This window comes from Acinetobacter sp. 797_lipA (assembly GCF_058243025.1).
In genome coordinates, this window is sequence record NZ_JBZAYQ010000001.1 from 1290613 (window position 1) to 1303602 (window position 12990).

12 protein-coding genes are annotated in these 12990 nt (G+C 42.0%); 8 read left to right on the forward strand and 4 right to left on the reverse strand.

From position 1 onward, the window contains the following. Window positions 1–7: 7 nt before the first annotated feature. The gene (locus AC4CU2_RS06270; protein ID WP_490769216.1) at window positions 8–1330 is read right to left on the reverse strand and encodes a sphingomyelin phosphodiesterase; all 1323 of its coding nucleotides are present in this window, start codon (window positions 1328–1330) and stop codon (window positions 8–10) included. A gap of 328 nt (window positions 1331–1658) precedes the next feature. Next, window positions 1659–2684, reverse strand: a complete 1026-nt coding sequence (locus AC4CU2_RS06275) for an AraC family transcriptional regulator (RefSeq protein ID WP_490768457.1) — start codon at window positions 2682–2684, stop codon at window positions 1659–1661. Between the two features lie 143 nt (window positions 2685–2827). Between AC4CU2_RS06275 and AC4CU2_RS06280 the strand changes: the two genes are divergently transcribed. The 8 genes from AC4CU2_RS06280 to AC4CU2_RS06315 all read left to right on the forward strand — a co-directional run bounded on the left by AC4CU2_RS06280 (window position 2828) and on the right by AC4CU2_RS06315 (window position 10852). Continuing rightward, window positions 2828–3598, forward strand: a complete 771-nt coding sequence (locus AC4CU2_RS06280; protein ID WP_490768458.1) for a 3-hydroxyacyl-CoA dehydrogenase — start codon at window positions 2828–2830, stop codon at window positions 3596–3598. A 262-nt stretch (window positions 3599–3860) separates the two neighbouring features. After that, the gene (locus AC4CU2_RS06285) at window positions 3861–4997 is read left to right on the forward strand and encodes an acyl-CoA dehydrogenase family protein (protein ID WP_490768459.1); all 1137 of its coding nucleotides are present in this window, start codon (window positions 3861–3863) and stop codon (window positions 4995–4997) included. A 259-nt stretch (window positions 4998–5256) separates the two neighbouring features. After that, entirely contained in the window at window positions 5257–6903 is a 1647-nt protein-coding gene (locus AC4CU2_RS06290) for an AMP-binding protein (RefSeq protein ID WP_058951711.1), read from the forward strand. A 295-nt stretch (window positions 6904–7198) separates the two neighbouring features. Continuing rightward, window positions 7199–7969 carry a HesA/MoeB/ThiF family protein gene (locus AC4CU2_RS06295; protein ID WP_490768460.1) on the forward strand — a complete coding sequence of 257 codons (771 nt, stop codon included), beginning with the start codon at window positions 7199–7201 and terminating at the stop codon, window positions 7967–7969. 57 nt (window positions 7970–8026) lie between these two features. Continuing rightward, window positions 8027–9325, forward strand: a complete 1299-nt coding sequence (locus AC4CU2_RS06300) for an ABC1 kinase family protein (protein ID WP_078389335.1) — start codon at window positions 8027–8029, stop codon at window positions 9323–9325. Between the two features lie 145 nt (window positions 9326–9470). Next, window positions 9471–9851 (forward strand): dihydroneopterin aldolase, encoded by a 381-nt coding sequence (gene folB, locus AC4CU2_RS06305; protein WP_490769217.1) that lies wholly within the window; start codon window positions 9471–9473, stop codon window positions 9849–9851. After that, window positions 9808–10251, forward strand: a complete 444-nt coding sequence (locus AC4CU2_RS06310; RefSeq protein ID WP_490768461.1) for a 2-amino-4-hydroxy-6-hydroxymethyldihydropteridine diphosphokinase — start codon at window positions 9808–9810, stop codon at window positions 10249–10251. Before folB ends, AC4CU2_RS06310 begins: the two co-directional genes overlap by 44 nt. Before the next feature lie 73 nt (window positions 10252–10324). Beyond that, on the forward strand, window positions 10325–10852 hold the full coding sequence (locus AC4CU2_RS06315) for a COG3650 family protein (protein WP_490768462.1): 528 nt from the start codon (window positions 10325–10327) through the stop codon (window positions 10850–10852). A 68-nt stretch (window positions 10853–10920) separates the two neighbouring features. On the opposite strand, the gene coq7 is transcribed toward AC4CU2_RS06315, so the two are convergent. Both coq7 and AC4CU2_RS06325 read right to left on the reverse strand, forming a co-directional pair. Continuing rightward, window positions 10921–11556 carry a 2-polyprenyl-3-methyl-6-methoxy-1,4-benzoquinone monooxygenase gene (coq7, locus tag AC4CU2_RS06320; RefSeq protein WP_004696505.1) on the reverse strand — a complete coding sequence of 212 codons (636 nt, stop codon included), beginning with the start codon at window positions 11554–11556 and terminating at the stop codon, window positions 10921–10923. A gap of 4 nt (window positions 11557–11560) precedes the next feature. Further along, window positions 11561–12880: an MFS transporter gene (locus AC4CU2_RS06325; RefSeq protein ID WP_490768463.1), complete on the reverse strand. Its 1320-nt coding sequence runs from the start codon at window positions 12878–12880 to the stop codon at window positions 11561–11563. Window positions 12881–12990 lie beyond the last annotated feature (110 nt).

The following is a 12990-nucleotide window of genomic DNA, read 5'->3' on the forward strand; positions in this document are numbered from 1 at the left end:
TTCTTCCTTATGGGTTATATTGGAATTGACCCATTACTGGGAAGTGGTCAGATAAGTCCCAAGTCATAAATAAGGGGTCGGCAGCCGAGCGAAGAATGCGGACATCATTACGTGCTTGCATAGGCTGACGGTGGTTATTGGATGACACCACGTAGTCTAAATACTCCACGGTGGAGCCGCCCGTGAGTCCTGCACCTGCGAGTTTATTCACTCGTGGATCGAAGGTCGATTCGGTATATCCTGTGCTGACTGGTACCGTACCATTCAAGTTAATTTGCATTTGCGCATAATCTTGAGGCCACAGGAGTTTGTTGACATTAAAGTCACCGCCCATGAGGACCGCATCAAATGACGGGATATTTTGCTTATCGACCAAAGCTCGGATTTGCTTAAATTGTTGCTGGCGCATATCACGTGCCGCGTCGGTATCAAACGATGCGGTATGCGTGGAGGTCACATGGTAGGCTTTGCCATTCTTGAGAATTTCAGCATAAATCACGCCTTTATCGGCAAAACAGTCAATGCCTGTACAGCTCGGGTAAATAAAATGATCTGTTTTTACAATAGGATGACGACTTGCAACCAATATGCCGCTGTCATAGATATTGAAACCTGAACCGATTGGAATATAGGTTTGGTACGGATATTCCTGCGCTAATTTGGCCAACATGGCGGTACGCCCAGAAGCAAAGGTTTCTTGGAATAAGATCGCGTCGTAGCCTTTTAGGTTTTGCGGCAGTTGCTCTAAACGCGAATCAATTTTACTTGCCACCAAAGGAAGAGCATAAATATTGTAGGTTAAAACTTTAAACTCATCAGCACTGCTGACAACGGGTTCTGGCACGGTATTTTGATGGATAGTGTAGTGGAAGTCGTCATAACCACCAGTGTACTCAGCTTTAAGAACAGTCTGCGCGGCTTTTCCTGCATAATTGGTGTTGAAGCGCTGAATATTACGATTGTTGAACCATGGTGCAGAGAAATCACTGCCAGATGCAGAGTGTTTAATATCACTGCCAGACCAAGTGCCAGTCATAGATTGTTTCAGGGTGACACTTGAACCCCCGCCTGTAATCACGGTATCAAAATTATAGGTTTGACCTGAATTTACCCCAGTATAACGGTTAAAACGCAGTACACGTTTGGTTTCATAAGGTGCAATTTGGGTGGCTTCTTGAGCCCATTGACTCCCTTGAGTTAAGGTGCGTGTACCATGATGATTAATATTGACGGATACCATTTCAGGGGTGGTATTGGTCACATAAATGTATGAGTCTGCTATCGCTTGCTGTGTACACAGCAGTAATGATAACCATCCGATATTTTTCATTAAGTTTTTATTTAATTGGGTGCTCATGTGTTCCCTCCATGATGTTTTTATTCAATATTGTGTAAAACAATATGACGAGATCACTATGGTAGGTAATTTTTTTAAGTCAGTGACAAAGTGCGACAGCACCTTGATTTTCCGATGAATGAGCATCAAAAATTCAATTTAATTTATAAGCTCTGTTGACATTTCATTTGGCAAATCAAAACCAAACCTAGAACAATTGAATGATAAGGTTTTACTTTAACGAGAGAATGGTATGGGTTGGTTACTTGTTATGTGGAAAGAGCAAGAGCGTCGCGTAGTTGCTTATACCAATCGACTGAAGTTAAGCGTCCTTATTTTGACGATAAGCGCCAGGGCTGACCCCAGTCCACTTTTTAAAAGCACGATGGAAAGCACTCGGATCATGAAAATTGAGTTCAGTGCTAATGTCTTGTAATGATACTTGGCTGTTACTGAGTAGCTCAATCGCCATATCACGGCGTATATCATTTTTGAGTTGTTGATAACTGAAACCTTCACTTTTCAGTCGCCGTTGAATAGTCGCCTCAGACATATTGAAATGATGGGCAATTTCAGACAGTTCAAGCCACTGTATAGGGGGTTCTTGCATTAAATAGCGACGAATTTGGGCACTGGTTGAATGTGGATTTTTATAACGGGTCAGTAAAATATGTGGGGTTTGCTGAATAAATTGATACCACGATTTATTGTCCTGTTTTATGGGCATTTTTAAATAATTTGCATCGAACTGAATATAGTTTTCAGCCATTTGATACTGGATATTTTCACAAAAACGAACTTTGTAATCGATGTCATCTGTAGGTGCATCACATTTGAGTTGAATTTGATTCAAAATCACCCGTTGACCCACTAACCAACACATTAGAGCATGAATCAGCATGATGTAAGTTGCGTAACTAAACATACGCTTGGGCTGTTGTCGTTCATAAATCACAATATAAGCATAATGTTCTTGCACCATGAGCTGACTGCTAAAGTCGTCTAGTACCAAATTCATAAACTGCAAAATATGCTGAATAGCTTGGTCCAGCTGGGTGGTGTGCAATAGTGATTTAGATAAAAATTGAAAACTGCCACGGCGCATAGCATGGCGATCCATCCCAAAAAACTCATCATTCATGACATTGGCCAGTTCAGTCCAGAGCTGCGCATATTGATTGACTGAGACTCGTGCTTTTGTCGCACTTAACAGTTCGCTATTGATGCCTGCATTTTTCAAAATATCAGCAACTGCGTATCCCTGCTTTTCAGCCTCAAACAATGCTTCGTGTACCAAAGCAATTGAAATGGAATCTTTTTGGGCGTTTGCATGTTCCGATGCAGTCATAGTGGCTTCCATATTTTTATTGTGCATTTTGAGCATTGTCCAAAACCATCATGGAAGATGCAATATTTGGAAATTGTACTTAAAGGGTTCTATGTTTACATTTCTTCTTAAGTCGTAGCATTCAATCATACAAGGAAAAATAAATGAAGATTCAAGGGAAGGTTTTTGTTGTCACGGGTGGAGCATCGGGTTTAGGCGCAGCAACAGCACGTCATTTGATTGAGCAAGGTGCGAAAGTCATTTTGGTGGATATGAACCAAGCTTTAGGTGCAGAGCTACAGCGTGAGTTGGGTGAAAATGCTCAGTTTAAAAGCCTCGATGTTACTGATGAGCACGCTGTGCAAAGTTTCTTCCAAGAAGTCGAGGCGGAATATGGGCAATTGAATGGTTTGGTGAACTGCGCAGGTGTAGCGCCTTCAGCCAAAGTGTTGGGGCGTGATGGTATTCATGAGCTGGCGTTATTCCAAAAAGTATTAAACATCAATGTCTCAGGTACTTTTAATATGCTGCGTTTTGCTGCGCAGTTAATCGCGAAATATGAACCTCAAGCCGGTGAAGAAGAACGCGGAGTGATTGTGAATACAGCTTCGGTTGCAGCTTATGACGGACAAATTGGACAGACCACTTATGCAGCCTCTAAGGGTGCTGTTGTCTCAATGACTTTACCGCTGGCACGTGAACTAGCGCGTGAGAAAATTCGAGTGATGACCATTGCTCCAGGCATTATGGAAACACCAATGTTGAAGGCGATGCCGCAAAATGTACAAGATGCGTTGGGTGAAATGGTGCCATTTCCGAAGCGTTTGGCAAAACCGCAAGAGTTTGCTCAGCTTGTAGGGCATATTTTTGAAAATAGTTATTTGAATGGTGAAGTGATTCGTTTAGATGGCGCAATTCGTATGCAGCCTAAATAATCTATTTTGACTTGTGATCTTTGAGTTTATGACGGAGTCTTTAGGTCGATAAGTAAGGGCTTCTTATAACCTTCGGTTCGACCTACTTTTCTTTCGGGAAAAGTAGGCAAAACCATCTCCATTCGCAAAACCTGTTTTATTAAATTTACAGACTACTTTCTCGCAGAAACTTTATCTTTTGAAAGGCTTTCAGGTTGCGAATGGGTCGCCGTGTATCAAATATTTATTAAATTTAATAACCTGAACAGAGAAGGGATACTCCATGCTTTTAAATGAAGAACAAAAAATGGTTCAGGATATGTTGCGTAGTTATTCGCAGGAAAAACTGAAGCCAACCGCGGCTGCACGTGATAAAACAGCGCAGTTTCCTGCGCAAGAACTTAAAGAGCTAGGTGAGTTGGGTGCTTTGGGTATGACTGTTTCACCTGAGTGGGGTGGTGCGGGTTTAGATTATATTTCACTGGTGGTGGCACTTGAGGAAATTGCAGCAGGTGATGGTGCGATTTCGACCATTGTCAGTGTGCAAAACTCACTGCCGTGCGGTATTACCCAGCGCTACGGAACTGATGCTCAAAAGCAGAAATATTTAAGCAAGCTTGCCACATGTGAGTGGTTGGGATGTTTTTGTCTCACTGAACCACAAGCAGGCTCAGATGCAGGTGCGTTGGAGTGCAAGGCCGTTCGTGAAGGTGAGGAATGGGTGCTGAATGGAACCAAACAATTCATTACCACAGGAAAGCATGCGCAAGTCGCTTTGGTTTTTGCAGTCACAGACAAAGCTGCGGGTAAGAAAGGTATTTCTTGCTTTTTAGTCCCAACCGATACCGAAGGCTATATTGTCTCTCGTATAGAAGAAAAGATGGGACAGCACTGTTCGGATACGGCAACCATTGTTTTGGAGAACTGCCGCATTCCTGCTGATCATTTGCTAGGTGCTGAAGGCGAAGGTTATAAAATAGCGCTTTCAAATTTGGAGTCGGGACGTATTGGTATTGCTGCGCAATCAGTGGGCATGGCTCGCGCCGCTTTAGATGCAGCAGTTGAATATGCCAATGACCGTAAAGCCTTTGGTGTTGAAATTGTACAACATCAGGCAGTTGCTTTTCGTTTAGCCGATATGGCGACACAAATTGAAGCTGCACGTCAGTTAATTTTCCATGCAGCCGCTTTGAAGGATGCAGGTTTGCCATGTTTAAAAGAAGCGTCTATGGCCAAATTGTTTGCCTCAACCATGGCGGAGCGTGTTTGTTCTGATGCGATTCAAATTCATGGTGGCTATGGCTATGTTTCAGATTTTCCTGTTGAACGAATTTATCGGGACGTCCGTGTGAGCCAGATTTATGAAGGGGCGTCTGATATCCAGCGTCTTGTCATTGCACGTGAAGTCACCAAGGTTTAAGTCGACTCAGTTTTAGACCTTGGTCGATGTTCAAAGCCTGCATTTTCATTGAGGGATTTGGAAATTGTAGGTTCATTTAAAACATGGTTATCTAGGTGCAGCAGTTAGTTACAAGTATTAAGTCGAGCAGCTGAGCTGCTCTAGGTTTTCAAACAATATAGGACTGACAATGAGGTCAGTTCAACGCTTAAAACGATAAAGAACATGGACGGCCAAAGTGGATTTGGCCTTAAAAAATGGATAATGCAAGGTTGTCGTGATGAAGACATTAGAACAAGCCCATCAAGAATTTAACTATGAGCAATTGATTCGGGAACAATTGGTCGGCCAACCCAATGCAATCAATGCTTATATTGAGTGTTGTCAGCGCTATGTCGGGCAGCAAAAAATAGCACTGATCTGGGAAGGAAAAAATGGTGAGTCTGAGAAATGGAGTTTTGAACAGCTCGATGTTGCCTCAGCTCAGGTGGCAAATTATTTTAAAAGTATTGGGATTCAAGTGGGTGACTGTATCGCAGGGTTGTTACCGCGTACGCCTGAACTGCTGATTACAATTTTAGCAACATGGCGGATCGGCGCGATTTATCAGCCTTTGTTTACTGCTTTTGAGTCGAAGGCGATTGAACATCGAGTTTTAACTGCAAACACTAAATTGATTGTGACCAATGCAGAGCAACGACCAAAGCTTAATCATGTTGAAGTCAAACATATTCTTACAGTGAATGCGGGAACAAACTTAGCTAGCAATGAAGCTGATTTTTGGCAGGAAGCAAAACAACAGTCCAATCAATGTGAAGCTGTTTTGCGTAGCTTTGATGATGATTTCCTGATGATGTTTACCTCAGGCACCACAGGTTTGGCGAAATCCGTGCCTGTCCCTTTAAAAGCGGTTTTGGCTTTTAAGGGCTATATGCAACATGCGGTCGATTTAAGAGAAGACGATTCATTTTGGAATTTAGCCGATCCGGGCTGGGCTTATGGTTTGTACTACGGAATCACAGGGCCGCTCAGCTTGGGGCATAGCATCATTATGGATGAGCGCGCATTTAGCGTCGATCATGCGGTTGAAGTCATTAAAAAGTATCGCGTCAGTAACTTAACGGGTTCGCCTACAGCTTTTCGGATGTTCTTTGGTTTTAAAGAAAAGTTTGATCCTTCCATTAAGACACATTTACGCGCCGTCAGTAGTGCGGGTGAGCCTTTGACACCAGAAGTGATTCATTGGTTCAATAATGATCTGAACGTCAACATTTATGACCAATATGGACAAACTGAGTTGGGCATGGTGATTGCGAACCATCATGCATTGGAGCATGAGAAAAAAATTGGTTCGGCAGGCTTTGCCAACCCAGGACATCGCTTTGCTGTACTTGATGCGAACTACCAAGAAGTGAAGTACGGCGAAATTGGAACGTTGGCGATAGACTTTAGCCAGTCGCCACTGACATGGTTTAAGGGCTATGGTGGCAATAATCGTAAGTCCTTTGTGGGACAGTATTATTTAACAGGTGATACGGTCAAGCTGAATGAAATTGGTGGTATCGACTTTGTTGGACGTGCTGACGATGTCATTACAACGTCAGGCTATCGAGTTGGACCTTTTGATGTCGAAAGTACTTTGCTTGAGTGTGCGGAAGTACTCGAGTCAGCTGTGATTGGTAAGCCTGATCCAGAGCGCACTGAAGTGGTGAAAGCTTTTGTGGTGCTAAAGCCACAGCACAAAGCCTCTAAAGAGTTGGATAGCAAACTCCAAGCCTATGTGCGTTCACGTTTATCTAAATATGCGTATCCTAAAGAAATTGAGTTTGTTGAAAGCTTGCCAAAAACGTCGAGTGGAAAAATTCAACGTAATTTGCTGAAACAGCAAGAAGTGGCAAAGATGCAAACTTTACAAGCTGCCATTTAATTTACAAATAAAAGGGTCTTAAAGCTAAAGTCAGTCAGTTCTAAATAGGCTGGCTTTTTCTTTTAACAATTTATAGTGGCATGTGACTTGTGGAACACCGCTTGAAATATAGTTAGAGCTATAAATAGCCTAAGTAAATTAAAATAGGCAACTATTATGATTCAATCTCCATTACTTAAAAATGAAAAATTTGAGCTATCTAAAGCACATAGCATTTATTGAATTTGTGCATAGCTAACCTTGGTTTCATGGTTATAATTCGCCATCAACATTTTCTTTAGCAAAAGGCTGAATCATGGACGAGTTAGATGAAAGTCTAGAACTCAGTAGTGCTGAAATGCATCTCTATAGCCGCCAAATTTTATTGGACGGATGGGATATAGAGGCACAAGAAAAACTCAAGTTGGCCAACGTCCTCATCGTGGGTTGTGGAGGCATCGGTTGTTTGACTGCGGAGTTACTGGCACGTGCTGGCGTAGGGCAAATCACTCTGATTGATGCAGATACGATCGAAGTAAGCAATCTACAAAGACAGATTACCTATGTAGAAAACAATGTCGGTTTCTATAAAGCAGAGGTTTTGGCCCAGCGTTTAAAGCAGATCAATCCCTATATTCAAGTCCATACGCATACTGTAAAGCTAGATACATCTAATGCAGCTAGCTTAATTGTTGGTCAAGACTTAGTTCTTGATGGTTGTGATAATTTTACGACACGGTATTTGGTCAATCAGCAGTGTAAAGCGGCCAATGTTCCACTCATCAGTGCATCGGCCATTGGCTTTCAAGGGCAGTTGTTTATGGTGGAAGGTGAGTCTGCTTGTTATGAATGTCTGTTCCCGAAAGAAGAACATGCGAATGAAAGCCTACGCTGTGCAGATTCGGGCGTTTTAGCTACCACCCCAAATGTAATGGCCAGTCTTCAAGCGCATCATGCACTTTTATACTTGGGTTTAAATGTCACCGCACTCAAACAACGCCTGTTGCTTTGGGATGGCTTAAGTATGAAACAACGTTTGCTTGCTTTCGAAAAAGATACAGATTGTCCAGTTTGTCAGGCAAGATAAGCCTACAATTTTTTCATTCTTTGATACACTCAATACAATTTATTTTTGACCGATATTATGAAAAACAATATCTTTTTAGATGGACTGCGCTCTGTTGCCCGTGTTGGGGAAACAGCAGTCATTGCAGCACGTGCGGGTATTAAGTACGCAACTGAAAAACCAAGTAATGCCAAACTGATGCGTGAAACCTTCGAGTCTCTAGGTTCAACCTATATCAAGTTGGGTCAGTTTATTGCGAGTACACCTTCACTTTTTCCACGTGAATATGTTGAAGAGTTTCAAGGCTGTTTAGACCAAACTCCATCTTTACCGTTTAGTTATGTACAAGGGGTTTTGGCGTCTGAGTTTGCAGGGCGAAACCTGTCTGAGATTTTTGCATCGATTGATGAAACACCGTTAGCTTCAGCATCTATTGCCCAAGTCCATGCCGCAAAGCTGGTGACGGGCGAAGATGTGGTGATTAAAGTACAAAAGCCAGGTGTAGAAACAATTCTCTATACCGACTTAAATGTTCTGCACTGGGCTACCAAGGTTTTAGAAAAAGCAGTGCCTAAAGTCAAATTTGCATCTCTTGCAGACATTGTGGAAGAAATTAAAACCCGCATGGTTCGTGAAGTCGATTTTATTGAAGAAGCCAGTAATCTGGATGACTTTGTGAACTATCTCAATATCACGCAAAACCATAAGGCGATGGCACCTAAGGTCTATCACCAATATTCAACGCGCCGTGTACTCACCATGCAGCGTCTTTACGGTGTGCCATTAACCGATTTCAATGTGGTGAAACAGCGCTGTAAAGATCCATCCCAAGTCCTGATTACCGCCATGAATACATGGTTTGGTAGTTTGATGATGTGTAATAGCTTCCATGCTGACTTACATGCTGGAAACCTAATGTTGCTTGATGATGGTCGTGTGGGTTTTATTGATTTCGGCATTGTGGGGCAGTTGAAACCTGAAGTGTGGACAGCTTGTATCGCCTTTATGGATGCCTTACAAAAAACGGATTATGTACTCATGGCGGAAAACATGCTGAAAATGGGCATGACCGCGGTACAGATTGATACACAAGTTTTGGCTGCCGATCTTGAGCGTTTATTTAGTGGTGTGTTATTGGCAGATCCGCAAGAATTGCTGAGTTCAAACCCAGCAGATTTGAATGACATCATGATGGATATGGTCGCAGTGGGCGAGCGTCACGGTATTCGCTTCCCGCGTGATTTTGCATTGTTATTTAAACAGATGCTGTATTTCGATCGTTTCATGCGCATCCTTGCACCGTATACCGACATCTATGCTGACCAGCGTTTGCAAATGGTGCAAACTATGGATCCAAATGTGTTGTTAAAAAACTAAGTTCTTTTGAAGCACACTCACCAAAAAATCCCTTTCAGTCCTTCTTTTAAAAGAGGGACTGAAAAATGCTTTCCTGTTTAGGGGATGAAAAACATAGTTTCCTAAGACAGGGATTAAAATGTCAAAATCTGTTAAAGGTAATAATGTGGACGCAATTATCATTGAAGGCTTAAAGGTTGAAACAGTGGTTGGCTGCTTTAACTGGGAACGTCAGATTATTCAGCCTTTAATGTTGGATATGATTATTCAAACAGATTTGGAACAAGCTTCAAACTTAGATGACTTAGACCATACTTTAAATTATGCTGAAATTTGTGAAATTGCAGCAAAGGTCATTCAAGATGCTAAGCCTGAGCTAATTGAACATGCGGCAAAATTGGTCATCAACGCACTTTTTTCTACCTTTCATGCGATTGAATCGATTAATATTACCATCCGTAAGCCTGCCATTATCGCGCAAGCAAATTCTGTAGGAATTCGTCTTGAACGCCACCGAAAAGATTTTCGCCCTAGCTCTGGCGAGTAATAATAATCCAAAGCAACATTTTTTATATGCCTCTGAGCAACTTGCTAAAATTGGGCAACTGCAATTTTCGAATATTTATTTAATTCCATGCCGTGATGGGGTTGGGGCAGATTATTGGAATGCAGCCTGTTTGCTGAAATCATCTTTGTCCGTTACCGATATTTCAGTATTGCTGAAAAATATGGAAGCCAAATCTGGGCGTATCCGCCCATCGCATCAGATTTCATTGGATGTTGATTTGATTGCATGGGGGATAGACTTAGAACATATGCAGTTCAATCCCAAAAAATTGCCTTTGGCTTTAGATGTTAAAATTCCAATGTTCGATGTGTGGAAGGATAATGCATTTCAACATCAAGCGCATGTATTTCCAACGGTGAGCTGCTTGGAAGCCAAGTAACATATCGAAGTGTGATTGGCACTTGAACTGGCTTAACATGCTTATAAAATATAATTCGCAGCGAGCTATTTTCATGAAAATACAAATTTTGAGTGCTCTTTCTTTAGCAGTGCTTTTAGCGGGCTGTCATTCAACTCCGTCCAAAACGACAGCGACAACTGCTATGGATATAACGAGTGTATCTCAAACGACTGAAAAACAAGGGTTAAAACTAGCTGTTCAGGCCTATACCCAAGATCAATCGGATTATCAAACTAGCCTATATGATTTAAACCAAGACGGAATCGATGATGCCGTGGTTTTGTTAAGTGGGATGGAGTGGTGTGGTTCAGGTGGCTGTACGTTGTTGGTCTTTAAAGGCCTTGCAAATGGAAGTTTTCAACCGCATAGCAAAATGACTGTGTCATCTACACCGATTTATGCTTTAAGTACCCAAACCCAAGGTTGGCGTGACTTGTCGGTTTATACGCGTGGTTTAGGGCAAGTTGTACTGAAGTACAATGGGAAAAGCTATCCATCCAATCCATCACTAGCATCAAAATATACGGCGAATTTAAAGCAAGCGGGTAATATCTTATTACTGCCGATATCAGCGGAATAAGCAAATTAGAGTCAATAAAAAAGCAGTGGTTATTCCACTGCTTTTTTATTGGGCTAAATCATGTTTGTTTAAATAAAATAACTGGTCTTGGTCATGAGTTTTGAAATAGCCGTCATGGTGATTTTGACAGGAATTGGCAAATCGACACCGCCAGCATTCAGTGCTGTATCACGATGGTGTAATTCATCTTCATTCATTTGCACAAGGATATTACGTGAACGGTCATCTTGGGCTGGGAGTTGGCTGATGTGATGCTGTAAGTGCAGGCTCACTTGGCGTTCAGTTTCTGCAACAAAACCTAAGCTATATTTATCACCTGCAATACCTGCGATTGCACCCATACCAAAGGATAAACCGTACCAAATTGGATTAAGCAGACTGGTATGGCTGTCTAGCTCTTTTAAGCGGTCTTCACACCATGCAAGATGGTCTTGTTCTTCAATCGCGGCTTGTTCCATTTCACGGCGTACATTTGGCAGTTTCGCCGTTAAAGCTTGCCCATGATAAAGCGCTTGAGCACACACTTCGCCACTATGGTTGACCCGCATTAAACCTGCAACATGACGTGCTTCACTCACTGCGAGTTGTGTTTCGACCGCCTTGCCTGGGTTTTCACGTTGAGCAGACGTCGTGCCTGGAACTAAGCTGCGCAGGGCTTGATCAAAAGAATTGATAAATTTATCGATGCCAGTGTAATGACGCATAACTTTAGTCCTCTAACTCAGGTTGTACAGTTTTTAGCATGGGTTTGAGTCGATATAACAACCACAGCGTAAAGCCCGCACTTAATACAGCAGTAATGCTGAAAAGTATTTTAATATCAATCTTTAAAACACTTAAAATGATAATCGAAAATATAGCAGAAGACACCATAAACACCGCATTTAATATATTGTTTGCGGCAACAACACGTGCACGATGTGAACGCGGTGAATAGGCTTGCATCATGGCGTATAGCGGCACAATATAAAAACCGCCACTGATGCCGAGCAAGGTCACCGCAAGCATGACATGGTAGTAAATTGCACCGTGGTTAAACATATCCGCGACATTCATCATCGCGCCTGTACGCTCAGGTACAAAGGCTAGACTCAAAGCCAAGTAAAAGGCAAATAGGGTGAGTCCAATCGCACCGATAGGCACCATTTTAATATTCACTTCAGAGCCACCAATTCTACGACACAGCAGTGAACCAACTCCAATCCCGACAGAAAAGAACGTGAGTAAAAGACTGACGACATTTTCTGATGCGTGTAGGTTTTGTTGAGTCAACTGTGGAATTTGGGTGAGATAGGTTGCTCCGTAAAACCAATACCATGAATTTCCCAGTAAAATCATAAAGATGAGGGGGAGGCTTTTGGCATATTGGAGTGTTTGAAAACTGGTTCTAAAGAAATTCCAGTCAATTTTTAAGTCGGGTGAGCTGACTTGCTGTTTTAAAATAAATCGACTGGAGAGATAACCCAAAACGGCAATGATGACGACAGTCAGGCTGATCCAAATAAGATTGCCCTGAGAAACCGAAATGACTGCGCCACCCAAAATCATCCCGATTAAAATAGCAATGGATGTGCCCGACTGAAATAGTGCATTACCTGACATGAGTTCATTCGGTTTTAGAATCTCAGGTAAAATGGCGTATTTAATGGGGCCAAAGAAGGTGGAGTGTGTGCCCATCATAAATAGAGCCAAGAGCAGCAGCCATAAATTGCCCAATAAGAAGCCCGCGGAACCAATGAGCATAATCACAATTTCTAGAACTTTGATGCCACGAATGAGTTGTGAGCGCTCAAACTTATCGGCAATTTGTCCTGCGGTTGCAGAAAAAATGAAGTAAGGCAAAATAAATAACAGCGCGGCCAAATTATTTAAGGTACTGACATCTGTAGCTTGTTGATTAATCCATCCATAAGTAATGACTAAAAGCAAAGCTTGTTTATAGACATTGTCGTTTAAAGCACCAAAAAATTGGGTAATAAACATGGGAAGAAAACGACGGGTACTTAATAGATGTTCATTGTTTTTCATGCTTTTTGCACTGCATTAAGTTTTATTAAGAAATGTGACTAATTGCTCAAACGTCCAATAAAATCATGTAAGATATTTAAAACCTGAAATTGGGTAAAATAATCAATAGA